Origin of the sequence: uncultured Veillonella sp., from assembly GCF_963522475.1 — a bacterium.
Taxonomy (GTDB): domain Bacteria; phylum Bacillota; class Negativicutes; order Veillonellales; family Veillonellaceae; genus Veillonella.
On the sequence record NZ_CAUQYW010000002.1, the window covers coordinates 20,802 to 46,587 of the forward strand.

General features: G+C 38.3%; 28 protein-coding genes. 27 read left to right on the top strand and 1 reads right to left on the bottom strand.

The genetic code is table 11. From position 1 onward, the window contains the following. Window positions 1-384 precede the first annotated feature (384 nt). From mraZ to RWP19_RS01515, 16 genes are all read left to right on the top strand, one after another. The gene (mraZ, locus tag RWP19_RS01440; RefSeq protein WP_314356195.1) at window positions 385-816 is read left to right on the top strand and encodes a division/cell wall cluster transcriptional repressor MraZ; all 432 of its coding nucleotides are present in this window, start codon (window positions 385-387) and stop codon (window positions 814-816) included. 9 nt (window positions 817-825) lie between these two features. Then, complete coding sequence (gene rsmH, locus RWP19_RS01445; RefSeq protein WP_314356196.1) at window positions 826-1,758, top strand: 16S rRNA (cytosine(1402)-N(4))-methyltransferase RsmH; 933 nt, start codon at window positions 826-828, stop codon at window positions 1,756-1,758. Window positions 1,759-1,779: 21 nt separating this feature from the next. Further along, entirely contained in the window at window positions 1,780-2,184 is a 405-nt protein-coding gene (gene ftsL / locus RWP19_RS01450; protein WP_060924202.1) for a cell division protein FtsL, read from the top strand. 55 nt (window positions 2,185-2,239) lie between these two features. Beyond that, window positions 2,240-3,724: a UDP-N-acetylmuramoyl-L-alanyl-D-glutamate--2,6-diaminopimelate ligase gene (locus RWP19_RS01455; protein WP_314356197.1), complete on the top strand. Its 1,485-nt coding sequence runs from the start codon at window positions 2,240-2,242 to the stop codon at window positions 3,722-3,724. A gap of 1 nt (window position 3,725) precedes the next feature. Continuing rightward, window positions 3,726-5,084 carry a UDP-N-acetylmuramoyl-tripeptide--D-alanyl-D-alanine ligase gene (gene murF / locus RWP19_RS01460; protein ID WP_314356198.1) on the top strand — a complete coding sequence of 453 codons (1,359 nt, stop codon included), beginning with the start codon at window positions 3,726-3,728 and terminating at the stop codon, window positions 5,082-5,084. A gap of 58 nt (window positions 5,085-5,142) precedes the next feature. Further along, window positions 5,143-6,129, top strand: coding sequence for a phospho-N-acetylmuramoyl-pentapeptide-transferase (gene mraY, locus RWP19_RS01465; RefSeq protein ID WP_314356199.1), 987 nt, complete (start codon window positions 5,143-5,145; stop codon window positions 6,127-6,129). An 84-nt stretch (window positions 6,130-6,213) separates the two neighbouring features. Beyond that, window positions 6,214-7,584 carry a UDP-N-acetylmuramoyl-L-alanine--D-glutamate ligase gene (murD, locus tag RWP19_RS01470; protein WP_314356200.1) on the top strand — a complete coding sequence of 457 codons (1,371 nt, stop codon included), beginning with the start codon at window positions 6,214-6,216 and terminating at the stop codon, window positions 7,582-7,584. Continuing rightward, window positions 7,584-8,693, top strand: a complete 1,110-nt coding sequence (gene murG / locus RWP19_RS01475; protein ID WP_314356201.1) for an undecaprenyldiphospho-muramoylpentapeptide beta-N-acetylglucosaminyltransferase — start codon at window positions 7,584-7,586, stop codon at window positions 8,691-8,693. The genes murD and murG overlap by 1 nt, the downstream gene beginning before the upstream one ends. 14 nt (window positions 8,694-8,707) lie before the next feature. Then, on the top strand, window positions 8,708-10,090 hold the full coding sequence (gene murC, locus RWP19_RS01480) for a UDP-N-acetylmuramate--L-alanine ligase (protein ID WP_314356202.1): 1,383 nt from the start codon (window positions 8,708-8,710) through the stop codon (window positions 10,088-10,090). Further along, window positions 10,087-11,019 carry a D-alanine--D-alanine ligase gene (locus tag RWP19_RS01485; RefSeq protein WP_314356203.1) on the top strand — a complete coding sequence of 311 codons (933 nt, stop codon included), beginning with the start codon at window positions 10,087-10,089 and terminating at the stop codon, window positions 11,017-11,019. Before murC ends, RWP19_RS01485 begins: the two co-directional genes overlap by 4 nt. A 27-nt stretch (window positions 11,020-11,046) precedes the next feature. Next, window positions 11,047-11,904 carry a cell division protein FtsQ/DivIB gene (locus RWP19_RS01490; protein WP_314356204.1) on the top strand — a complete coding sequence of 286 codons (858 nt, stop codon included), beginning with the start codon at window positions 11,047-11,049 and terminating at the stop codon, window positions 11,902-11,904. A gap of 24 nt (window positions 11,905-11,928) precedes the next feature. Continuing rightward, a complete protein-coding gene (locus tag RWP19_RS01495) occupies window positions 11,929-12,624 on the top strand; it encodes a DUF881 domain-containing protein (protein ID WP_295209929.1) in 696 nt (231 codons plus the stop codon). Continuing rightward, on the top strand, window positions 12,621-12,965 hold the full coding sequence (locus RWP19_RS01500; protein WP_295209931.1) for a small basic family protein: 345 nt from the start codon (window positions 12,621-12,623) through the stop codon (window positions 12,963-12,965). Before RWP19_RS01495 ends, RWP19_RS01500 begins: the two co-directional genes overlap by 4 nt. Window positions 12,966-13,103: 138 nt before the next feature. Then, complete coding sequence (gene ftsZ / locus RWP19_RS01505; RefSeq protein ID WP_295210636.1) at window positions 13,104-14,147, top strand: cell division protein FtsZ; 1,044 nt, start codon at window positions 13,104-13,106, stop codon at window positions 14,145-14,147. Between the two features lie 82 nt (window positions 14,148-14,229). Continuing rightward, a complete protein-coding gene (locus RWP19_RS01510) occupies window positions 14,230-14,799 on the top strand; it encodes an outer membrane beta-barrel protein (RefSeq protein ID WP_295210634.1) in 570 nt (189 codons plus the stop codon). A 245-nt stretch (window positions 14,800-15,044) separates the two neighbouring features. Further along, window positions 15,045-16,292: an aminotransferase class I/II-fold pyridoxal phosphate-dependent enzyme gene (locus RWP19_RS01515; protein WP_314356205.1), complete on the top strand. Its 1,248-nt coding sequence runs from the start codon at window positions 15,045-15,047 to the stop codon at window positions 16,290-16,292. 54 nt (window positions 16,293-16,346) lie between these two features. Here RWP19_RS01515 and RWP19_RS01520 read toward each other — a convergent pair whose 3' ends face one another. Then, window positions 16,347-16,616, bottom strand: a complete 270-nt coding sequence (locus RWP19_RS01520; RefSeq protein WP_314356206.1) for a DUF896 domain-containing protein — start codon at window positions 16,614-16,616, stop codon at window positions 16,347-16,349. Window positions 16,617-16,739: 123 nt separating this feature from the next. Here RWP19_RS01520 and nth point away from each other — a divergent pair, with 123 nt between their 5' ends. From nth to glyA, 11 genes are all read left to right on the top strand, one after another. Next, on the top strand, window positions 16,740-17,375 hold the full coding sequence (gene nth, locus RWP19_RS01525; RefSeq protein WP_119207953.1) for an endonuclease III: 636 nt from the start codon (window positions 16,740-16,742) through the stop codon (window positions 17,373-17,375). 1 nt (window position 17,376) lies between these two features. Next, window positions 17,377-18,816, top strand: a complete 1,440-nt coding sequence (locus tag RWP19_RS01530) for a hypothetical protein (RefSeq protein ID WP_314356207.1) — start codon at window positions 17,377-17,379, stop codon at window positions 18,814-18,816. A gap of 110 nt (window positions 18,817-18,926) precedes the next feature. Continuing rightward, a complete protein-coding gene (locus RWP19_RS01535) occupies window positions 18,927-19,196 on the top strand; it encodes a YdbC family protein (protein WP_005386267.1) in 270 nt (89 codons plus the stop codon). A gap of 79 nt (window positions 19,197-19,275) precedes the next feature. Continuing rightward, the gene (gene rpmE, locus RWP19_RS01540; protein ID WP_004696185.1) at window positions 19,276-19,473 is read left to right on the top strand and encodes a 50S ribosomal protein L31; all 198 of its coding nucleotides are present in this window, start codon (window positions 19,276-19,278) and stop codon (window positions 19,471-19,473) included. A gap of 57 nt (window positions 19,474-19,530) precedes the next feature. Continuing rightward, the gene (locus RWP19_RS01545) at window positions 19,531-20,436 is read left to right on the top strand and encodes a DUF1385 domain-containing protein (protein ID WP_295208023.1); all 906 of its coding nucleotides are present in this window, start codon (window positions 19,531-19,533) and stop codon (window positions 20,434-20,436) included. A gap of 2 nt (window positions 20,437-20,438) precedes the next feature. Next, window positions 20,439-21,521: a peptide chain release factor 1 gene (gene prfA, locus RWP19_RS01550; protein WP_105093892.1), complete on the top strand. Its 1,083-nt coding sequence runs from the start codon at window positions 20,439-20,441 to the stop codon at window positions 21,519-21,521. Further along, window positions 21,514-22,383: a peptide chain release factor N(5)-glutamine methyltransferase gene (gene prmC, locus RWP19_RS01555; RefSeq protein ID WP_314356208.1), complete on the top strand. Its 870-nt coding sequence runs from the start codon at window positions 21,514-21,516 to the stop codon at window positions 22,381-22,383. Before prfA ends, prmC begins: the two co-directional genes overlap by 8 nt. Before the next feature lies 1 nt (window position 22,384). Next, complete coding sequence (locus RWP19_RS01560; RefSeq protein ID WP_314356209.1) at window positions 22,385-23,416, top strand: L-threonylcarbamoyladenylate synthase; 1,032 nt, start codon at window positions 22,385-22,387, stop codon at window positions 23,414-23,416. A 112-nt stretch (window positions 23,417-23,528) separates the two neighbouring features. Beyond that, complete coding sequence (locus RWP19_RS01565) at window positions 23,529-23,975, top strand: low molecular weight protein arginine phosphatase (RefSeq protein WP_314356210.1); 447 nt, start codon at window positions 23,529-23,531, stop codon at window positions 23,973-23,975. A gap of 11 nt (window positions 23,976-23,986) precedes the next feature. Further along, the gene (gene rpiB, locus RWP19_RS01570) at window positions 23,987-24,424 is read left to right on the top strand and encodes a ribose 5-phosphate isomerase B (protein ID WP_295257757.1); all 438 of its coding nucleotides are present in this window, start codon (window positions 23,987-23,989) and stop codon (window positions 24,422-24,424) included. Window positions 24,425-24,470: 46 nt separating this feature from the next. Continuing rightward, window positions 24,471-25,703 (top strand): serine hydroxymethyltransferase, encoded by a 1,233-nt coding sequence (gene glyA / locus RWP19_RS01575; RefSeq protein WP_105085798.1) that lies wholly within the window; start codon window positions 24,471-24,473, stop codon window positions 25,701-25,703. Window positions 25,704-25,786 lie beyond the last annotated feature (83 nt).

The following is a 25,786-nucleotide window of genomic DNA, read 5'->3' on the forward strand; positions in this document are numbered from 1 at the left end:
AACCGATGGATTACATATAATCTATCGTAGGTATAGAAACCGCGTAGCAGAAATGCTACGCGGTTTTTTGTGTAGATTTGTGGTGGTTACTTAAATAAATACTATTTAATTTTGATGCAACAAAGCTGTATTGAGTAGTATAGTGGGGATTTGATCTTAGATAAGTTAAATTTGGAAGCTTAGTGGTGGCGAGTGGTTTTATATTCAAATTTATTATTTATATTCGAACATATGTATCTTAGAAAAAGAAAGAAAAATAGAGATTATGAAAGAAAAATATAAAAAAGTGGGATAAAAATGGATTTTTTATTGTGGTTAGTGGGGAATTGTGGTAGAATTTACCATATAGTGGTGGATAAGGAATGGTAAAGGGCGGTGATACGTATGTTCATGGGAGAATATAATCACACCATTGATACAAAAGGGCGGATGATTATACCTGCGAAAATACGTGAACAACTAGGCGAAGTATGCATTGTTACTAAGGGCCTAGATAACTGCTTAGCTATTTACACCGAAGAAGCGTGGAAGAAAATTTCTACAGCTTTACAATCACAATCCTCCACTAAAGCTAGTGTGCGTGCCTTAAAACGTTTTGTTTTTGGTAGTGCTGTTGAGCTTGAATATGATAAACAAGGTCGTGTCCTCATTCCTGTACCACTACGTGAATATGCGAGCCTTGATAAACAGGCCGTTATTGTCGGTGCTGGGGATCACGTTGAAATTTGGAGCCGCGAAAAATACGATTACTATGATGATCAAGTGGCTGAAAGTATGGAAGAATTAGTCGAAGGATTAGAAGGGATTATGTTATAGGAGGCTGTGATGGAATTTAATCATACCAGCGTACTTTTACGTGAAACAGTAGACTCTGTTGTAACTAATTCCAAAGGCATCTATGTGGACTGTACCCTTGGTGGGGCAGGTCATGCTCACGCAGTGGGTGAAATGCTAGATCCAGAAGGCATGATTATAGGATTAGATCAAGATGAAGATGCGTTGGGCGTAGCTCGACAGCGTTTGTCTGATTTGAAGTGTCAGGTGTTAACGATACCGACAAACTTTTATAACTTAAAAAAAGCTCTCCAAAATGAGGGCATTCATGAAGTGGATGGTTTTATCTTTGATCTTGGCGTATCAAGCTATCAACTGGATACACCAGAACGTGGCTTTTCATATATGAATGATGGCCCTTTAGATATGCGTATGGACAAAGATGCACCATTAACAGCAGAAGAAGTTGTTAATGAATATGATTCTGAAGCATTGTTGCAAATTATCCGTGATTATGGTGAAGAACGATGGGCTAAACGTATTGTTGAATTCATTATTAATGCACGTGAAGAAAAACGAATTACTACCACTGGTGAATTAGTTAGAATTATTAAGCAAGCAATACCCGCGAAGGCACGTCAAGATGGACCGCATCCGGCGAAACGGACGTTCCAAGCCATTCGCATTGAAGTAAATAGAGAATTAGCTATCTTGCATGATAGTTTTGTAGATGCTGTGTCTATGTTGAAACCAAAGGGGAAAATCGGGGTTATCACATTCCACTCCTTGGAAGATCGAATTACTAAACAAACTTTCAAAGAGCTGAGTACAGCATGTATATGTCCTCCAGAATTGCCGATGTGTGTATGTAACCACAAAGCAGTTGTGAAGGCGAAGAATAAGGCTATAGAGCCAAGTGCAGGGGAGATTGAGGTTAATCCGAGGGCTAGAAGCGCGAAGTTGCGCGTAGCCGTCAAGTTGTAGAATTGGAAGGGGTTAGTATTTATGTTAGCGAGAAAGGCTGTTGTGGGCCAAGTAAAAAGCGATGTGTTGGTCGCTTCACAAGGGAGAAAACGTAGTGCAAGTGTGGCTCTAGATTTGAGTCCTATGATGTGGCAAGTTGTATATGGTATTGCTGCATTGGTTGCATTTTTGCTTATCATGATGGTTATGAATGCGTACAGCACAAAATTGGGCTATGAAGTAGTTAAAACACAGCAAGCTGTAGTACAATTAACAAAAGATAATGATGCATTGGATGTTGAAGTGGCTTCCTTGAAGTCTCCCGTTCGTATCCAACAAATCGCAGAACAACAACTAGGGATGGTTTTGCCTGATTCTTTTGTTTATAGCACAAAAAGCGCTGTTACTGAACGCACTGTACAAGAGAAACAGCAAATTATAGACTAGCAGGCAAAGCAGCTCGTATTGGGCTGCTTTCCTTTGCGTGTAAAGGAGATTGTATATGAAACAATTACAAGATATAGTAAAAACCTTGCAAACAACGCATGTAGAAGGTAATACAGCTGTTGAAGTATTAGATATTACAGCTGATTCTCGTGCTGTAAAAGTAGGCAGTTTATTTATTGCTTTAGATGGTGCCACTGTAGATGGTCATAATTATGTAAATAAAGCTATTGAAGCTGGCGCAGTAGCAGTACTTGTATCTAAACCAGTAGAGGTAAGTGGTGATGTTTGTGTTATCACTGTAGAGGACACTCGTAAAGCTATGATGGCATGTGTGCCGTATTTCTTTGATTATCCAGCAAATTCCATGCGTATGATTGGCGTTACTGGTACGAATGGTAAAACGACTACAACGCATATGATTCGTCATATTTTGAAAGCTCAAGGTCATAAAGTGGGCGTTATTGGTACTGTTCATATTATGATTGGTGATACAACATATCCAATTCATAATACGACACCTGATGTAGTGGATTTGCAACATATTCTTCATCAAATGGTAGAGGAAGGTGTTACACATTGCGTAATGGAGGTTTCTTCACACGCATTGGCATTGGGGCGAGTTTCTGGTGTTGAATATGATATAGCGGTATTTACAAACTTAACACAAGATCATTTGGACTTTCACAAGACCTTTGAAAATTATTTGGCAGCTAAGTGTAAATTATTTGAACAAGTTAGCGAGCCGAACCAAACTAAATCTGGTAAAGGGGCTATCATTAATATCGATGACGAATATGGTCATCGTGTAATTGAGAAAACAACGGCACCTATCATTACTTACAGTATTGATGGTAAAGGTACGTTGAATGCTCATGATGTAGAAATGACACCTAAGTCTAGCCGTTACACTGTCTCTTATGATGGCCATGACTATACAGTAGCTATGAATACCACAGGTTTATTTAATGTATATAATACTTTGGCTGCTATTGGTGCTTGTCTATTAGAAGGCATATCTATGGAAGATATAGATAAAGCATTGAAAACATTTAGCGCTGTGCCTGGCCGTTTTGAACTCATTGAAGAAGGTCAACCATTTGCCGTGGTTGTAGATTATGCACATACACCAGATGGGCTAGAAAATATTCTACAAACTGCAAAGGCTATTCAAGAAAATCGCATTATTGTAGTCTTTGGTTGTGGTGGTGACAGAGATGCGACAAAACGCCCTATCATGGGTCGTATTGCTGCACATTATGGTGATGTAGTATATGTAACATCTGATAATCCTCGTACAGAGGATCCTGTACAAATTGTGAAAGATGTAGAAGTAGGCGTTAAAGAAGGCCTTCGTGAAGGCTCTCATTATGAAGTAATCGTTGATCGTCGGGAAGCGATTCAACATGCAATACAAAATGCAAAACCTGGGGATATTGTACTAATTGCTGGTAAGGGGCATGAGGATTACCAAATCTTAAAGGATAAAACGATTCATTTTGATGATCGTGAAGAGGCGCGAGCAGCCCTCAAGGAGATCTAATATGGCAGAATTTACATTGTCTCAAGTGGTAGAAGCCACAGAAGGGATGAGTACACATACCGAAAATATTAAGTTCTTAGATGTATCTACTGATACAAGAACGATTGAATCAGGCTTTTTGTTTGTAGCCTTAAAAGGTGATACCTTTGATGGTCATGATTTCATCAATACGGCCATTGAAAAGGGTGCTACAGGTGCTATTGTAGAAAAAGGTCGTGCCGTAGAAGGTATTGTTTGTATTGAAGTAGAAAATACCTTGGTAGCATACCAAAACTTGGCACGTTACCATCGTCGCCGTTTCGATATTCCTGTAGTAGCTATTACTGGTTCTTCTGGTAAGACTACAACAAAGGAAATGGTGGCCGCTGTACTTGGTACAGAATTTAATGTTTTGAAAACTGAAAAAAACTTTAATAATGAAATTGGTTTGCCAAAAACATTGTTGCGCTTAACTGCAGAACATCAAGCATGTGTCGTAGAGATGGGTATGCGTGGCCTTGGTCAAATTGAAGAGCTTGCATTGATTGCGGAACCAACTATGGGCATTATTACCAATGTTGGTACTAGCCATATTGAGTTGTTAGGCTCTCGTGAAGCCATTGCACAAGCTAAAGGTGAATTAATTCGTTGTTTGCCTGAAAATAGTGTGGCTATTCTCAATGAAGATGATCCATATGTTAAGGCTATGGATAGCCTTGCTAAAGGTAAAACTATTACCTATGGTATTGAACGCAACGCTACTTGTATTGGTAGCCATTTGCGTTATAAAAAAGATGGTATTAAATTTACTTGCAAATGTTATGACGAAGTATTTGATATCTTCTTACCTATGATTGGTGAACACAACGTATATGATGCATTGGCCGCAATTGTAGCTGGTCGTGTTTTGGGTATTAAATCAAATACCATTCGCAAAGGCTTAAGCGAGTTTACCGGCACTCCTATGCGCCAAGAAATCGTACCATTTGAAGATATTGTTATCTTAAATGATGCATATAATGCAAATCCTTCCTCTATGGCTGAAGCGATTAAAGCATTAGGTCAATTAGAAGGTAAACGTAAAATCGCTATGCTTGGTGATATGCTTGAGCTTGGTGATTATACTGAACAGGCGCATCGTGAAATTGGTCAATTGCTTGCTGAAGAGGGTTATAGTGTAGTATTTACATTCGGTGATGCCGCTGCTTTTATAGCTAAGGAAGCAAAAAAAGCAGGTTTAACTACATTCCGTTGTAATAGCCATTTAGAAATGGCCAATGCCTATAGTGATATTCGTGAAAAAGGGGATGTTATCCTTGTGAAAGGTTCCCGTGGATTACGAATGGAACGAGTTGTTGAAGAATTAAAGGATCAAGATTAAAAGATTACGGCTAGTTATATCTAGCCGTCATCTGTTTATTAGTGAGTAGAGGGTTCATATGATATATCACATTCTATTAGCTTTCGTAGTGACTTTTATCATTACGGTAGTGCTGGGTAAATTTGCTATTCCTATGTTGCGTTCTTTACACGCACAACAAAGTATTCGTGAAGAAGGTCCAGAAAGTCATCAAGCAAAAGCTGGTACACCTACAATGGGTGGTGCTTTTATGATGGTAGCGCTTATCATTGGGGTTGCGTTATTTGCACCATGGAATGTAGGTACTGGTATGTTATTATTCCTAACACTAGGACATTGTCTATTAGGATTTTTTGATGATTTTGTAAAAGCTGTTAAAAAACGTAATCTTGGTTTAACAGCAAAACAAAAATTACTAGGCCAGTTTATTTTGGCAGCTATATTCTGCTACTACATCACCGAAATTATGGTTATTCCTACCACATTGTGGATTCCTGTAGTGGATCTTCATCTTCAATTAGGTTGGGCTTATTATGTTTTGGCATTTTTAATTATCGTAGGTGCTACGAATGCAGTAAATCTTACAGATGGTCTTGATGGCTTAGCTAGCGGTACGTCTGCGGTGGCTGCCATTGCATTTTCAGTAATTGGTCTTATGGCTGCATCTACAACAAATTCTATTGGTGCTGAAAGTGTTGCATACTACGGTGCCATCGTAGCTGCTGTGTGCCTTGGTTTCTTGGTGTACAATGTAAATCCTGCGAAGGTGTTCATGGGGGATACTGGATCTTTAGCTTTAGGTGGTGCTTTTGCAGCTATGGCTATTTTAACTAAAACAGAATTGCTACTCGTTGTGATTGGTGGCATTTTTGTTATGGAAGCATTGTCCGTTATTATTCAAGTTATTTCCTTTAAAACTCGTGGCGTACGAGTATTTAAAATGAGCCCAATTCACCATCATTTTGAGTTGTCCGGTTGGGCTGAGCAAACTGTTGTTAATCGCTTCTGGTTCGGTGGCGCTGTATTAGCTGTTATTGGCGTAGTTTTAGCGACTGTAACTTTGTAAGATAATACTTAACGGAACACGCAAATAATGGTATGCTTATAAGATAGTAATACATTATTTTTATTAATAATTTAGGTGAGATAGATGGAATACGGAGATAAACATATACTTGTTCTTGGTGCTGGTGCCAGCGGTATAGGCGCATCTTGGGTATTAGCTCAAGTTGGGGCCCATGTAGTGTTAAATGATTATAAACCTGTTACATTACCTACGGCTGATGAAGAACGGTTAGTTGCAGCTGGTGTGGAAATTATTACAGGGCGTCAAGATGAATCTTTGCTAGATGGTGTGGATCGCATTGTTATTTCTCCAGGTATTTCTCTAGATATTCCACTTGTAAAAGCCGCTCAAGTGCGTGGCATTGATGTAGTTAGTGAAGTTGAAGTAGCGTATGAGCTATCTAAATCACCAATCGTAGCCGTTACTGGTACGAATGGTAAAACTACGACTACAACATTGTTAACTAAGGTATTGGAAGGAACTGGAAAGCTAGTTCGTGTTGGTGGCAATATCGGTGATTCTCTCAGTGAAGTAGCCTATTCCATGCCAGCAGATGGTTATTTAGTAGCTGAACTATCTAGTTATCAATTAGAAACAATTAAGCATTTTAGACCGATTGGTGCTATTATGCTCAATATCACACCAGATCATTTGGCGCGTCATAAGACGATGGAAAATTATATAGCTGCGAAGGAGCGAATCTTTGAAAATCAATTGAGCACAGATTTTATGGTGCTTAATATTGATGATCCAATTGTGGCAGATATGAAACATCGTGTACCTAGCCATATCCTTGAAATTAGTCAACATCAAGAGGTTTCAAATGGTGCCTACTACGAAAATGGACAATGTTATGTGACAAAGAATGGTACATCAACACCTGTTATTGGTAGTGATGATATTCATATTCCAGGTAGTCATAATATTGAAAATATTTTAACTGTTATCGCCTTAGCGTATGCATTAGGTGTGCCAGTAGAAACCATTCATCGTATTATAAGCGAATTCCATGGTGTTGAGCACCGGTTAGAACGGGTTAAAACGATTGATGGAATTACATTCTATAATGATTCTAAAGCTACCAATGTAGATTCTGTTGTAAAAGCATTGGAGTCCTTTAATCAATCAGTTATTTTATTAGCTGGTGGTCATGACAAAATGACTCCGTTAGAAGATTTTATGCAGCTTGTTAAAGATCATACAAAAGCTGTTATCTTTATGGGTGAAGCAGCGGATCGATTTGAAAATGCTGCAAAAGAGGCTGGTGTAGAGCCTATTTATAGAGCCTTATCTATGAAAGATGCTGTAGAACAGGGGTATAAATTGGCTGACCGAGGTGATATTGTATTATTATCTCCAGCTTGTTCAAGCTTTGATTGGTATAGCTGTTTTGAAGAACGTGGCGATGATTTTAAAAACTGTGTTCATATGTTGCAAGAAGGGGGACACCATTAATGAAACGTATCATTATTTCAGGTGGTGGCACTGGTGGACATATATATCCAGCAATAACTATATATAAGGAAATTATGAAGCAGAATCCTGATGCACAGGTTTTATATGTAGGAACTGAAAAGGGCTTAGAGGCAAACTTAGTACCTAAAGAAGGTATTGAGTTTACTACATTACCTGTACAAGGTTTGCAACGTAAATTATCTATTGGTACGTTGGTGACGTTAGGTAAGACTGCTTTCTCTCTTGTGAAAGCTAATACAATCATTTCCAATTTCAAGCCGGATGTGGTTATTGGTACGGGTGGTTATGTTTGTGGTCCTATTCTTATGGCTGCAGCATTGCGAAATATTCCAACGTTGATACAGGAACAAAATGTTATTGCAGGCATTACAAATAAAATTCTAAGCCGTTTTGTTGATGTAGTAGCTATGGGGTATAAAGATGCGGAAGCATCTTTTTCAAAGGCAAAACGCGTAGTATATACTGGTAACCCAGTACGTCCCGATGTATTAGTCGATACTAGGGCTGATGGACGTAATTATTTTAATTTAAGTGATGATACGTTCACAATACTCATAGCCGGTGGTTCTCGAGGGGCGCGAACTATCAATAATGCTATGATCGATGTACATAAGCATTTTCAAGAAACAAAAGGAATCAAATTAATCCATATTACAGGAGATGGGGAATATCAATCTGTATTGTCTCAACTTGGTATTTCTGATGGTGATGGATTAGGTGACTCTTCATTGATTCTGCCATATTTACATGATATGCCGAAAGCTTTAGCAGCAGCTGATTTAGCAGTCTTTAGATCTGGTGCTATCGGGCTTGCTGAGCTGGCAGTTCGTGGTATTCCATCTGTGTTGGTTCCATATCCATATGCAGCGGAAGATCATCAAACATATAATGCTCATATCTTTGTTCAAGAAGGGGCTGCGCATATGATCGTAGATCAAATGTTAAGTGCTCATGATTTGATAGGGGAAATTGAAATGTTTATGGCTAATCGTGATTTATTGGCGCAAATGGGAGAACGAGCATTGCAGTTAGGGAAACCAAATGCGGCTCATGATATTGCAAAATTAGCATTATCTATTGCGAAGTAACAAGGAGAGGTTTTATGTTAGACGGTATTCATAAGATTCATCTTATTGGTATAGGTGGATCTGGCATGCGTGCTATAGCGAATATTTTAATTCAAAAAGGTTATGATGTATCTGGCTCGGATGTAGCTGAATCTGCAGTAATTGAGAAGTTCAGAAATATGGGTGCTACTGTTCATATTGGTCATAATAAAGATTATGTAAATGGTGTTGATGCTGTAGTTCGTTCTACGGCTATTCGCGAAGATAATCCTGAAATTGTAGCTGCTAAAGCTCAAGGCATTACAATTTTGCATCGTTCAGATATTGTAAAAGCTGTGTTAGACGTAACAGATGGCATTGCAGTAGCAGGTGCACACGGTAAAACTTCTACTACTTCAATGATTGGTCAAGTTTTAGTAGAAGCAGACGCTGATCCAACAGTTATTATTGGTGGTGAAGTAGATTATTTAAAAGGTAGTAGTTGCCTTGGTAAAGGCCATTTCTCTGTAGTAGAAGCAGATGAAAGTGATGGTTCTTTCTTGAAACTACGTCCACATACTATTGTTATTACTAATATTGAAGATGATCACATGGATCATTATAAAACGATGGATAACTTGCTAAATGCATTCTGTGAGTTCGTAGAAACGTTACCAGAAACTGGCAAAGCAATTGTATGTGGTGATAATGAAAATATTCGTTATGTTATGGGCCGTGTAAAGCGGAACTTCATTACATATGGCTTAAGAGATAATAATGATTATGTAGCTAAGAATATTCACTATGTGGATTCTACATTGGTATATGATGTATATCATAAGGATGTAAATATTGAGCGTATTCGCTTACGTGTTCCTGGTGAACATAATGTATTGAATTCCTTGGCTGCGTTTGTTGTGGCACATGATTGTTGCGGTGTAGAAACACGTATTATTACTAAAGGCTTAGGTAAATTCATCGGTGCAAAACGCCGTTTTGAAACAAAAGGTCATGTAGCAGGTGTATGGGTTGTTGATGACTATGCTCATCATCCTACAGAGATTAAAGCAACATTAAAGGCTGCAAAAGAGTTAGAAAAACATCGTGTTATCTGTGTATTCCAACCACATCGATTTACTCGTACAAGCTTGTTAAAGGATGAATTTGCTACAGCTTTTACAAGCGCTGATGAAGTATATATGACAGATATTTATAGCTCTGGTGAAGATCCAATCCCTGGTATTGATGGACATACGATTCCAAATGCTATTAAAGCGGCCACAGGTCAAGATGTAAATTATGTACAGTCTGTTGATGATTTGCCAGAAGTATTAGCGAAAGTAGTAAGACCTAATGACTTGGTTATCACTATGGGGGCAGGTTCGATTAATCAATATGGACCAAAATTATTAGATATATTGGAGGAAGGCTTACAATGAAAGATAAGAAAATAATCGTATTGATGGGTGGTCCTTCCAAAGAGGCTGAGGTATCTCGTCGTACCGGAGCTGCTATTGCGGAAGCATTAGAAAGCAAAGGTTATAATGCCCAAACATTAGAACTCAATCCGCGCACTGTATTAAAAGATATTGAATCCTTAGGTGGAGAGGTTGTATTTAATGCCATTCACGGCCGTTATGGCGAAGATGGTGCAGTGCAAGGTCTATTAGAAATGGCTGAAATCCCATACACTGGTTCAGGTATTATGGCTCATGCAGTAGGGATGAATAAAAAAGTAAGTAAAGATGTCTTTAAAGGTGCTAATATTCCTACTGCGGCTTCTGAGTCCTTTAATGGCAATCTTGAATCTGCAGAAGTTATTATTGAGCATATTCGTAAGGATTTTACAATTCCAGTAGTTGTAAAGTCTGCTACGCAAGGTTCTAGTATTGGCGTTACTATTGTTCGCGATGCAGATCAGTTAAAATCGGCTGTAATGGAAGCTCTTAAATATGACCCTATTCTTGTGGTAGAACAATTCCTTGATGGTCGTGAATTTACAGTATCTGTTTTAGATGGTAAAGCATTGTCTGTTATTGAAATTCGACCACATTCTGGAGAATATGATTACAAGAGTAAGTATACTGTAGGTGCTACTGAGTATTTAGTGCCAGCGCCTATTAGTGCAGAAATGACTGCTGAGATGCAACGTATTGGGGAACTTGTATATCGCGAAGTACAAGGCAGTGGGGTAATTCGTGTTGATGTTATGACAGACCATGCAGATAATATGTATGTTCTCGAATACAATACTGTGCCAGGTATGACGGCAACGTCTTTAGTACCAAAAGCAGCAAAAGAAATGGGAATTGACTTTCCAACATTATGTGAAAAAATTCTATTAACTGCTAGTATAGGGAAATTTTAAGGGCTAATAGAAGATAAGGAGTTAATTATGGATGATAAGCAAAACCATCCATCCAACTCTGGGGAGATGCAGTCTTCTACACCTGTTCGTGATGAACGGGCTGTATTTAGAAAACGAGTGTTAAAAATCGGTGGTGCAGTTGCTCTCGTGTTGGTGGGGTTGTTTACACTACCTATTCCTTTTGGATCCTTAAAGGTTACTGGATCGGATAAGGTAACTGTACAAGATGTAATGGTAGCAGGTGATATTCATGAACCTGTTAATATATTGCAGATTAGTACAGAAAAATTAAAAACAAGATTATCGAAAGACCTACGTGTCGAAGAAGCTCAAATTAGCTATCAGTTGCCATTGACCATGGTGGTAAATGTAGTAGAGCGCAAGGCTGTTGCTGTTGTATCGGCTCAGTTTGGATACTTAACCCTTGATAGTAAGGGACAAGTGATTGCATCTGAGCCAGCTATACAAGACACATCTGTGCCTATGATTTCTGGTGTAAAAGCTGGAAATATACTATTAGGTGATACGGTGGTAGATAAACCAATATTGGCGGCTCTTGAATATTTGAACTCCCTCGATGAGGAGACGTTTAAGAATATTGCGGAGGTTAATATTGGAGACCCTGATGCGATAATGGCATATACTGTTTCAGGTGTACAGATTCGATTGGGAGATGATAAAGATTTAGCTAAAAAAGCTGAACTAACTCAGTCGATGTTACAAGATATTAAAAAGACACATGGTAATGTACAGTATATAGATGTTAATGTTTCTTCGCCGTACATTAAAACCGATGTGATGCCTGAAGTCAAAAAACATCAGAATGGAGCACCGACTACAGAAAATTCATCTACTAAGAAGGATGAGAAAAAACAAGATAGATAAGGTCATGTTGAATATAAAAGGTAGATGATGGTCGTGAGACACGAACGGTGGGCAATTGCCATAGTCAGTTGTATATTAGGGTTCATGGTTGTTACTCAATATAAGATGACACAAGATAATATAGAAGAAAATATTCGTTTGCAACGGACCGGTGATTTGGCGGTACAATTACGAGAGGCACAGAGTGAACGGGATGCTTTATTAAAGCAAATTGAATCTCTAAAAAAATCTAATACTAATGGTGATGGCAAAGCTGATGAACAGCTGATGATGAGAGCGGCTTTAACAAATGTTAAAGGTCCGGGTGTTAGTGTGTTGATTGAAGATAGTTTAAAACCTGTTCAAAGTGGTGAAAATCCAAATTTATATGTAATCCATGATGAAGATATTCTTAGAATTGTTAATGAATTACGAGCGGGTGGGGCTGAAGCGATAGCTATTAATGATCAACGTCTTATAGGAACGTCTGAAATACGATGTTCAGGACCAACTATTACAGTAAATGGTAAAGTTTTTGGAGCTCCCTTTACGGTAAAAGCCATTGGAGACCCAAAGACATTGAATTCTGCGTTAACTATGCGCGGAGGCGTAGTGGATTCGCTTAAACATTGGGGAATAAAGGTAACTATAAAGCAAGAAGAGAATGTAGCTGTTCCTGCTTTTACAGGTACGTTTAGAGAAGAACATATGAAGCCTAATGAGCTAGGAGGTAAAGAATGAATATCTATATCTTTGCCATCATTGGTTTAATAATAGGGGCTACATTAGGATGGGTAGCACCACTTCATATCCCTGCTAGCTATTCGAATTATACGTCAGTAGCTGTTCTTGCAGCATTAGATGCGGTCTTTGCTGGTAGCCGAGCAGCATTAGAAAGAACCTTTGATCTCAGTAATTTTATCATTGGGTTCTTTTCAAATATGGTGTTAGCTGTTATTCTTGTATATGTTGGTGACTTAATAGGCATTAACTTATATTATGTTGCCCTTATTGGTTTTGGGTTACGTGTATTTATCAATGTAGGCGCTATACGCAAGATAATTATGACTAAGCGGTTCTAATAAATCACATTCTATATAGTGGAAAGTTTTCAAATTTTAGTGTAAAATAAATGTAATTGTTATAAGATAGTCAGTATATAAATCAATACATTGGGACGTATATTGATACAATAGATAACGATAAGAGGAGGAAGTTCGATGTCTGATTTTGCAAATATTAAAGTTATCGGTGTTGGTGGCGGCGGTAATAACGCTGTTAATCGCATGGTAGATAGCGATCTTAAAGGTGTTCAATTCTTGTCTGCTAATACAGAAAGCCAAGTACTTGAATTGTCTAAAGCGGATGTAACAATTCAAATCGGCGAAAAAGTTACTAAAGGACTTGGTGCTGGTGCTAATCCACAAATCGGTGAAGAAGCAGCCCAAGAAAGCCGTGAAGAAATCATTAAAGCTCTTGAAGGTGCTGATATGGTATTCGTAACTGCTGGTATGGGCGGTGGTACTGGTACTGGTGCAGCTCCAATCGTAGCTGAATGTGCTAAAGAAATTGGTGCGTTAACAGTAGGCGTTGTAACTAAACCTTTTGCATTTGAAGGTAAACGTCGTCGTGCACAAGCAGAAAAAGGCATTGAGTTCTTGACTCAAAAAGTTGATACAATTATCGTTATTCCTAATGACAAATTGTTACAAGTTGTAGATAAAAAATGTTCTTTAAGCGATGCATTCCGCACAGCTGATGACGTTCTTCGTCAAGGTATCAAAGGTATTTCTGATTTGATTCAAGTTCCTGGTTTAATCAATCTTGACTTTGCAGACGTAAAGACTATCATGACTGAACAAGGCGAAGCTTTGATGGGTATTGGTCTTGGCGAAGGTGAAAACCGCGCTGCAGACGCTGCAAAAATGGCTATTAATAGCCCATTGTTGGAAACTTCCATTGATGGTGCTAAAGGCATCTTGCTTAATATTTCCGGTAGTGCAAACTTAAGCTTGTTTGAAATTAACGAAGCAGCTGAAATTATTTCTGAAGCAGCAGATCCTGATGCAAATATCATTTTCGGTTCTGTTATCGACGAAAGCTTGGGCGATAAAGTTCAAATTACAGTTGTTGCAACTGGCTTTAATTCTAATGCAAAAAGCGTACCAGAATTTGGTAAAACAACTACTACATCTCGTCCAGCATCCACTACTACAACAACAAACAGTGGTATCCCTGATATTCCTGTTTTCATGAAACGCTAATTTATAGAGTGTATAATTAAAACATTCGTAAATAAGTAACTTAGTAAGACATATCTAGATGATATGTGTATAGGAGGTACAAATGAAGAAATTAGTATTATTAACTCTAGCGGCTACAGTTGTGGCAGGTAGTGCATTTGCAGCGGCACCTGTAACAAAAATTAGCGATGGTTCCACTAAAGTACAAGCTGATTATGCATTTAAACAACATGTATCTAAAGGTGGCGGCAATAGCAACGATGGTTTCGGGGTTTCTTTACAACATGATCTTTCCGATAAAACTGCTGTACAATACTCTTTTGATAAATTGAATGCAAAAAATGGGGATATTAAAGATCATCAATTAGCATTAGTTTATAAAGTGCATCCAAACGTAAACGTATATGGTGCTGGTACTGCAATTCGTACAAATGATACTGAATTAGGCTTCCAAGCTGGTGTTATTGGTCATGTACCATTGACAGAAAAAGTTAACGGTTTTGCTAAAGCTGGTTGGGGCAATGATATTAAGCAAACTTATCAAGTAGGTGCTCAATATGAAGTTCGCCCTGATGTAGATTTGAACGTATACTATGGCTATGATAAATATAGCGTAAATAACAACGATAAAACTGCAAAAGGTTTACATGCTGGTGTAGGCTACTCCTTCTAAGGATACTAAAGACCACTCTAATGAGTGGTCTTTTTTTATGTACTCATATTGGCATACTATTTATAAATATATTTTGTATAAGACCTCTTATATATCCTATACACCTTAATTTTATAATAAATGTTTTAGTAGTTAGTATTATTGCTTATGTATACAATATATTTTCTAAATACACATTGTATAATTAAATAAGTTTAGGTATGATAAATATGTAATAATTCATTTTAGATAGGATGGTGTAAGTTATGACAAGTGTTGCTGCAAAGCATGCAAAAGGGAAAAAACTTAAAGATGTGATCTTTGTAACTGCTGGCCAAGCCCAAGCTGATACTAATGAAAATGGTCTTGAGAATGTTGTTAATGGTACATTAGGTGCGATTCATGATGAAGATGGTAAATTAGTATTTCTTAAAACTGTTAAAGCTGAGTATTTAAGCCTTTCAGACTCTGAACATATCGGCTATGCACCTATCGCAGGTGTGCCTGAGTTCCTTGCTGCTGCGGAGAAAGAATGCTTTGGTCAATCTCGTCCAGAAGGTCATATCCGTAGTATTGCTACTGCAGGTGGTACTGGCGGTATTCACCATTTAGTTCATAACTACACAGAACCTGGTGATGAGGTTTTGACAGCTGATTGGTACTGGGGTGCTTATCGTGTGATTTGCAGTGATGTAGGTCGTACACTTGTTACATATTCTTTATTTGATGAACATAATAACTTTAACCATGAAGCATTTCAAAATCGTGTAAATGAATTAGCTGCTAAACAAACAAATGTCGTAATTTTGTTTAATACACCTGGTAATAACCCAACAGGTTACTCTATTGAAGATAAAGATTGGGAATCCATTCTTAATTTTTTAAAAGAACTGGTTGCCATTGGTCGTAATAATGTGATTATTGGAATTGATGTCGCTTATCTTGATTACTCTGGTGAAAAAGAAGATGTTCGTGCTTTCTTTAGTAAATTTAGTCATTTACCAAAAGAAATCCTTACATGTGTTTGCTATAGTCTATCTAAAGGCTTCACCATGTATGGTCAACGTGTAGGGGCCTTGATTGGTATTTCTGATGATGAAGAAATTGCTGATGAATTTTTAGAAATCAATAAGTCTACAAGCCGTGCTACATGGTCTAACATTTGCCGTCCAGCAATGCGTACAATGGCTAATATTGTGGCTGATCCGGCTAAGTTTAAGGAATATGAAGCTGAACGTAATAGCTATTATCAATTGATTCGTGACCGCGCAGATATCTTTAAACAAGAGGCTGCACAAGTAGGACTTCCTATGTTGCCATATCGTGGTGGTTTCTTTATTACTATTCCTACAGATTCCGCTAATGCTATTTGTGAAGAGTTGAAGAAAGAGCATATCTATGTTATTGCCTTAGCAAATGGTATTCGCGTTGCTGCCTGCGGCATTCCTAAATTCCAAATGACAGGCCTTGCTGAAAAAATCTATAATGTTATGAAACGACTTGGCAAATTATAATACATATTGTTTACTAACACTAAAAGCCACTTGATATATATCAAGTGGCCTTTTTTAATGGATATCTTTATGTTCTTTTATGTCTTGGTCAGCTTCTTTAGCCAAGTTTTCTAGAGCCTGTTTAGGTGCTGTTCGTTCCCCTGTTTCTGGATCTACAAATTCAACACGGTCCAATGTATCTGTGATTTGGCCTCTAATGAAGCTTAAGTAAATTTCATAGAGTTCTTTTTTTTCTGTTAATTCCTCAGGTGTGAGTTGTTGTCCAGCCTTTTTCTTTGCTGCTAGCTCATTTATGCGTTTTAATGTATCGTTAATATTACTCATATTGACCTCCTGTATTCTATATTAGAATAATATGATTTATTATAACATAGAACTAAATGAATACGTATGGTAAGATATAAGTTGTACGCGTCTGTACTTTCACAAGTGAGAAAGGAGAACTGTATGCGTGTAACAAAAGCAATAAAGGCAGAACAATTAAAATTATTGCAAGAGCATTATTTTGATGCAAAACCTGCCCTTGAGTATACAAATGAATTTGAATTATTAGTGGCAGTTGTATTATCTGCGCAATGTACGGATGAGAGAGTTAATATCGTTACTAAACGGTTATTTCCTGAACTAAATCATCCAGCTAAGATGTTAGCAATTGGGGTTACCAAATTAGAAACTCTGATTAAGGACTGTGGCCTTTATAAATCTAAAGCCAAAAATTTGATTGCAACTTGTCAGATTCTAGTAGAACAGTACCATGGGGAAGTGCCACGTGAGTTTGACCAACTCGTTGAATTACCTGGCGTAGGTCGTAAGACTGCAAATGTGCTAGTGTCTGTATTGTTTGGTACGCCAGCGATTGCTGTAGATACTCACGTATTCCGTGTGTCTAACCGATTAAAACTGGGTATAGCTAAAACACCAGAAGAGATGGAATTAAAGTTGCAGAAGGCAATTCCTAAAGAGGATTGGTCGGCTGCTCATCACTGGTTGATTTATCATGGTCGTAAACTATGTAAGGCTCGTAAGCCATTATGTGAAGAATGTTTTTTAAATCACTTATGTCCTTCAGCTGGAAAGGTTTAATATGAAAGTAAATAACGAAGAATTTATTGCCCTTTGTGCTACTCATGGCATTGAAGGTATTGATATTGTAAATGAGTTAATGCGTTTTAAAGTGTTAGATCAATTGATTTCTAGTAATGCTAGCTCCCGTGAGTGGGGCGTTACGGCTGATGATTTATATGCGTTAGCAGAAAAATCTACAGTAGAATCTTTTGGCCCTGTTCCATATGATTTGAATACATTCCAAGCTCTATATGGTCCATCCTTTAGAGTCGAATTATTTGATTTTATTAGCGATACAGGTATTTTAGATGGTCTAGATGTTGGTACTATCTGGGAGACTCCTGTTCGTGAAAGTATCGAAGCCCATAATAAAACGGGAGAACTCGTTCTATATGCTTATGTAGAAGAATACGCAGGTATGATTGAAGAAATTCTTCAATCTTATGAAGATAAGAAAGTTGTGCTTTATACGGCATCTCCAGTGTGCTATAGCATTTTGACACGTTTATATCCGATGGCGCAAATTATTAATCAATGGCCTCATCGCAGCTATTTTGATCATATCTTTACAGGTACGGTTGGTATGTTCCAATCCTCTGAAGATATTGTGGAAGAAGTGGCTAATGGTTTACATAATCTTGTTCCAGAAGGAACTGCACAATTATTCTTGCCTGCGACGATGGCACAAAATCAATTAGGTTTGAATAATATGGCATTGCAATTCTTCTTGAATCAAAAGCGTGTAGAAGCGATTCGTGAATGGACACCATTAGGAGCTTACGAAATTGTATATGGCAAATATGATGTTAAAAAGATGCGTGTTGGTCTACGTGAACGCGTAGGAGAAGAATGGAAAACGATTAACTATATTCCATTGCCTCACGGTGTGTTCGCTCAATTGCCAGTGTTTACCGTATTAAATTATGGTTTATCTTTACGTTCTATCTTGTTACCAGGCGGTCAAACTGATGTAGCCTTAGGACAAGATGGTATTTACTGTATCGACAGTCGTGTTTCTGAATTAGGTCGTAATGCTCTTGTTGAAAGTGGTGCTTATTTCCTTACATTTAAACGCTATGCGGATCATGTAGATGTAGATATTACTACAGAAGCACCAACTGATGATATTTATTGGATGTTCCCAGATGCTGAATTAGCCTATATGTGGTATGCATACTTCTGTAGTACTACAGGTCAAACATTGATCCAAGAAATCTCTATGCTTGTTCAAACAGATGAGTCCTTTGGTTATATGCTGAGCAGTGTACGTCGACGCGTTTTAGATGTTAACAACGAAGCTCAATTAATTTCATCTGTACAAGCCGCTGATGAAGATTATATCAAGGCTGTTGCAGAAGCAACTGCGAATTGGAAATCTACGGTAGATGAATTAGGCGCTCAAGTTATGCCATCTACAACATCTATTGATATTGAAGATTATAGCGATTATAAAAACTAATTGTAAAAGTTCGATATTTAGTTTAAAATATATCGTATCCTAAAAAATATGAACTACTAAATATAGTAGGTATGAAACATACTACACAAATGTGTAAGAAAGGAGGACTCATGGCTGTTATTAATTTTGAAATCTTCAAAGTTATTGGTACTTTATCTGAAGATAAAGACGGTTGGAAAAAACAATTAACATGCACAAGCTGGGGTAAATATAACCCTAAATTTGACCTTCGTGCTTGGGATAGTGAATATACAAGCATGAAAAAGGGTATTACCCTTTCTTTAGAAGAGCTTATTGCATTGCGCGATATCCTCAACGAAAGCGACTTGGAAACCATCTTAGCTGAGTCTATTGAAGAAAAACAAGCATCCAAGGAATAGTATTGGTAACTTGCATTTGTGCATGTGTCATGCTATAATCTATAAGAATAATATTGATTGTCGGAAAGAGGTGTATAGAATGAAACAAGGTATTCATCCAGATTATAAAGAAGCTACAGTAACTTGCGGTTGTGGCAACACATTCAAAACTGGCTCTGTAAAAGAAGACCTTCGTGTAGACGTTTGCTCCAAATGCCATCCGTTCTTCACTGGTCAACAACGCGCTGCTCAAGCTCGTGGTCGTATTGAACAATTTAACAAACGTTACGGCAAATAATTTGTCATGTAATGTAGCATCTATTGGCAGGGCTATGGGCTCTGCCTCTATTTGTTTATGAGAGGAGCTCTTGTGAACACAGAACGTATTAAAAAGTTTGTCGGTGGACAAGCTGTGATCGAAGGTGTCATGATGAGGGGCCCTGGCGTTACAGCAACAGCTGTACGAGAACCAGCAGGAACCATTGTAGTTCAAAAAGAGCCTACAAAATCTATCACTGACACATATCCAATTTTGAAAAAACCATTTCTTCGGGGCTGTGTAGCCCTCTATGAATCTCTAGTCATTGGCATGAAGGCATTGTCCTTCTCCGCTAAAGCCGCTGGCGATGAAGAGGAAGAAATGTCTAATAGTGAAATTGCCATTACTATGGTTATTTCCACCATATTTGCGATAGCTGTATTTTTAGCATTACCTACATTTATCGTAAAATTTATTCCTGGTGTACAGGATAATCATGTAGTATTAAATCTCATTGAAGGGGTCATTCGTTTAGTTCTTTTTCTACTCTACATTTGGGGTATTGGTCTTACGAAGGATATTCAACGAGTTTTCCAATATCATGGGGCCGAGCATAAAACAATTCATACCTATGAATTAGATTTGCCTCTTACTGTAGAAAACGTTCGTAAACAAAGTCGTTTACATCCGCGATGTGGTACAAATTTTTTACTTATCGTTATGGTAGTAAGTATCTTTGTATTCGCCTTTTTGGGTTGGCCTAATTTGTTGGAACGTATCGTAAGCCGCGTACTTCTCATGCCAGTAGTGGCAGGTATTGCGTACGAGGTTATTCGTCTTGCTGGTCGTAGTGAGCATTCCTTTGTGAAAGCTCTTATCAAACCAGGTCTTGCATTACAGTACATGACCACCCGTGAACCAGAAGATGATCAAATTGAAGTCGCTATACGAGCTCTTGAAGAGGTTCGCCCTCCTGAGAGTGATGCATATGAAGAGGAATAAACATGTTAGTAGATAAATTACAAGTTATTGAAGATAAATTTATGGACCTGGAGCAGCGCATCAGTGACCCTGAAGTGATTGCACGCCAAGATGAATGGCGTAAATTAACACGTCAACATGCTCAATTATCTGAAACAGTTGAAACATTCCGTACTTATAAAAAAGTATTAGCTGGTATTGATGAAGCTATGGAAGTTATTGAAGATAAATCCATGGATGAAGAATTCCGCGAAATGGCACAAGAGGAATTAAAAGAGCTAAAACCTCAAAAAGAGGAATTAGAAGAGAAATTACAAATTCTTTTGTTGCCTAAGGACCCTAATGATGATAAGAATATTATCATTGAAATTCGCGGTGGTGCCGGTGGTGATGAAGCGGCACTATTTGCAGGCGACTTGTTCCGTATGTACACAAAATATGCGGAAAGCCAAGGCTGGCGTTGCGAGATTATTGATGCCAATGAACCTGAACTAGGTGGCTTTAAAGAGGTTATTTTCTCCGTAGATGGTGAAAATGTATACTCCAAGATGAAATTTGAATCTGGTGTACACCGTGTACAACGTGTACCTGCTACGGAAACACAAGGTCGTGTACATACATCTACCGTTACAGTAGCGGTATTGCCAGAAATGGAAGATGTTGATATTGAAGTTAATGAAAAAGACTTAAAAATTGACACCTATCGTGCAAGTGGTGCGGGGGGGCAGCATATCAATAAAACTGAGTCTGCTGTTCGTATTACCCACTTACCATCTGGTATCGTTGTAGCATGTCAAGACCAACGTTCTCAATTACAAAATCGTGAAAAAGCTATGCGTGTATTGCGTGCAAAATTGCAAGACCAAGCTGAACAAGAGGCTATTTCTAGCATGGCAGCAGACCGTAAGAGCCAAGTTGGTACAGGTGACCGTAGTGAACGTATTCGTACCTATAACTATCCACAAGGTCGCGTAACAGATCATCGTATTAACTTAACATTGTATAAATTAGATGCTATTTTAAATGGCGATCTAGATGAAATCATTCAAGCCTTAAATGCTGCTGACCAAGCGGCAAAAATGCAGGAGGCTAATACAAATGCATAAGGAGATTTGGACAATCGGTCGTATTCTCCAGTGGACAGAGCAGTACTTTCAAAGCAAGGAGATGGATACACCTCGACTTGATGGGGAAGTACTGCTTTCTCACGTTTTAGGCAAGGATCGTATTTATCTATACACCCATTATGACCAACCGCTTATTCAAGAGGAACTCGATGCTTTTAGACCTCTTGTTCAAGAACGAGCTAAGGGGCATTGTGTAGCGGCTATTATTGGGGAAAAGGACTTTATGGGATTGACCTTTAAGGTTAATGATAGGGTATTAATCCCACGACCTGATACAGAAACCTTGATTGAGCATGTACTAGGAACGTATCAAAAGGATAGTAATATTCGTATTCTTGATGTATGTACGGGTCCTGGCACAATATTGTTAAGTCTATTGAATTATTTGCCGAATGCGTGCGGCATGGGTATTGAAATATCTGCCGATGCTTTGTCATTGGCTAAGGTAAATAGTGAAAGATTTAACTTAAATGATCGTGTTCAATTGTTAGAGTCTGATATGTTTTCTGCTCTAGATGGTAAAAATGAACATTTTGATCTCATCGTATCAAATCCACCTTATATCCGTACTGGGGATGCTCAATTATTGTCTCAGGACGTATTAAATGAGCCTCATATTGCCTTGTTTGGCGGTGAAGATGGACTTGATTTCTATCGTATTTTGGCTAAAACATGTGGCACATATTTAAAATCGCAAGGCCATATTGCCTTTGAAATAGGTTTTGATCAAGCTGAGGCTGTAAAGGCTTTATTAGAAGAAACAGGGCAGTACTCTAATATTCGATGTATTACTGACCTTGGTGGAAATGACCGCGTTGTAACAGCTGTGTATGAGGGATAATATGGATACTCAAATTATTACAAATCCATCAGATCAAGAACTAGATATGCTTGCTCGCGCTTTACGTAATGGGGAATTGGTGTCAATTCCTACAGAAACTGTATATGGACTGGGCGCTAATGGACTTGATCCGGAGGCGATGGATAAAATTTACGCCGCTAAAGGTCGTCCTTCAGATAATCCATTGATTTTACACGTTCCTAATAGTGAAAGCATAAAACCTTTGGTAACAGAGGTTTCCATCACAGCTCAACGATTAATGGATACGTTTTGGCCAGGGCCTTTGACGATTACATTGCCTAAATCTGATTTAGTACCAGATCGTGCTACAGGCGGGTTACCTCGTGTGGCGTTACGTTGCCCTGATCATAAGATATGCTGCGCATTACTAGAACGTGCAGGAGTACCTATAGCGGCTCCTAGTGCTAATATATCTGGACGACCAAGTCCTACAACGGCACAAGATGTTTACCATGATATGAATGGCCGTATTTCCTATATTTTAGATGCTGGCTCATGTACAATTGGTGTAGAGTCTACTGTGGTAGAAGTACATGATGACAAGGTCATTATATTGAGACCAGGTGGAATAACAAAAGCACAACTTGAAACAGTTGTATCTACTGTTGAGTATGATACCGCTCTAGTTAATGCTAACACTAAGCCTAAAGCTCCTGGTATGAAGTATACCCATTATGCTCCTGATGCACCTATGACAGTTGTTGTTGGTATTCCAGAGAGGGTGGCAAGTACTTTTAAAGAGCTTTCAGAGGGGATAGAAGGTCCTATAGGTTGTTTAGTGAGTCATGAAACATATAACCTTATGAAAGAGGATACACGCTTTATATTCCATTGTTTTGGCAACTATGGTGATGCCTTATCATTAGGTCATGACTTTTACAAAAGCCTATTACATTTTAATGAAAATCATGTTACCTTAATCTTAGCGGAAGGTGTTAATGATGACGGTTTTGGTGTAGCTATTATGAATCGTATGGAGAAGGCATCGAGCCATCATATCATTTATAAGTAAATTTACTAGTATAAAAATGTCCACTGATAATAGAAATATGTCTTTACATATTGGATGGATTTGCTATAATGTATAAAGTAATCACGAAATGTGATTAAGTAAGGATGTTATTATGAATATTTTATTTGTGTGTACCGGTAATACTTGCCGTAGCCCTATGGCTGAAGCTCTTACGCGGGCCCTTGCTGCGGAGCAACATAAGGATGTGACGACTGTATCAGCTGGCCTATTTGCCGCTTATGGAGCAAAGCCAACTGAACAAGCCATTGAAGCTGTCCGTTCCATTGTAGATATTTCTGATCATGAATCGAGACCATTAACAATGGAACTCGTGAATGCAGCAGATCTTATCATTGGTATGACGAAAGATCACAAATCTGTACTACTTCGCCAATTCCCATTTGAGGAAGGTAAAATCAAAACGATTTCCGAGTGGGGTGGTCAAGATGGTGATGTTACGGATCCATATGGATCTGACCAAACCGTATATAATCAATGTGCGGAACAAATTTATCACTTAGTAGAGGCTGGTCTTACATCAGTGCCTCAGAAGGTGTAGGAGATGAAATTATGAAAGTTGCAATCGGTTGTGATCATGGCGGATTACATTTAAAATCATCCGTTAAGGAATTATTAAATGCATTGGGACATGAAGTAGAAGATTTTGGCTGTCATACAGCTGATTCTTGTGACTATCCTGACATTGCTGTACCTGTAGCAAAGGCAGTCGTATCTGGTCAAGCAGACAGAGGTATTTTGATTTGCGGTACTGGTATTGGTATCGGGATTAGTGCTAATAAGATTAAAGGTATTCGAGCTGCTCTTTGCCATGATTCTTTTTCCGCTAAGTATAGTAGACTTCATAATGATGCCAATATTCTCACAATGGGCGAACGCGTTATTGGCCCTGGTTTAGCTAATGATATTGTAACCATTTTTATGGAAACTGAGTTCGAAGGTGGTCGTCACGCACGCCGTGTAGAGAAAATTAAAGCATTAGAGAAATAATACATCATTACCTTTTATATATTCGTTTTGCACGAGGAGGATACTCATGAGTTTCTTAGAAAAACAAGACCCTAATATTCAAGCTGTTATCAATCAAGAATTAGCACGCCAACGCGATAAATTAGAAATGATCGCTTCTGAAAATTTTGTTTCTCAAGCAGTAATGGAAGCTCAAGGTAGCGTATTGACTAACAAATATGCAGAAGGGTATCCTGGTAAACGTTATTATGGTGGTTGTGAAAATGTCGATGTTATCGAAACATTAGCTATTGAACGTGCAAAACGCTTGTTCGGTGCGGAACATGCTAACGTACAACCCCATTCTGGTTCTCAAGCAAACTTTGGTGTGTATTTCGCATTATTACAACCAGGTGATACTATTGTGGGCATGAATTTGTCCCATGGCGGTCACTTAACTCATGGTTCTCCTGTTAACGTATCCGGTACATATTTCAATGTGGTACCTTACGGTGTAGATGCAGAAACTCAACAAATCGATTATGATGAGTTCCGTAAAATCGTTTTAGAAGCAAAACCTAAATTGATTATCGCTGGTGGTAGTGCTTATAGCCGTCAAATTGACTTCAAAAAAATGGCTGATGTAGCTCATGAAGTTGATGCTATCTTCATGGTAGATATGGCTCACTTCGCAGGCCTTGTAGCCGCAGGTTTACATCCAAATCCTGTAGAATATGCTGATATCGTTACTACAACAACTCATAAAACATTACGTGGTCCTCGTGGCGGTATGATTCTTTGCAAAGAAAAATATGCAAAAGCAATCGACAAAGCTATCTTCCCTGGCATTCAAGGTGGTCCTTTGATGCATGTTATTGCTGCTAAAGCTGTAGCATTTGGAGAAGCATTACAACCTGAGTTTAAAGTATATGCACAACAAGTTATCGATAATGCAAAAGCATTGGCTGCTGCATTGCAAGAAAAAGGCTTAACAATTGTTTCTGGCGGTACAGATACTCACGTTATGCTTGTAGATGTTCGCAATACTGGTTTAACAGGTAAAGAAGCAGAACACTTACTTGATGAAGTAGGCATTACATGTAATAAGAATACAATTCCATTTGATCCAGCTAGCCCATTTGTAACAAGTGGTATCCGTCTTGGTACACCAGCTCTTACAACACGTGGCTTACAAGTAAAAGATATGGAAGAAATTGCAGACATCATTGCAACTGTTCTTAAAAATCCTGAAGATAAAGCAATTCATGAAGAAGCAAGCAAACGTGTAGCAGCACTTTGTGAAGCGTATCCTTTATACTAATCTATTAGATTAACTATAGCAATTACATATTTGTAGTCCTATAAACCTATGAGTAGCATAAAAGGGGTGTGCCTAGGCACATC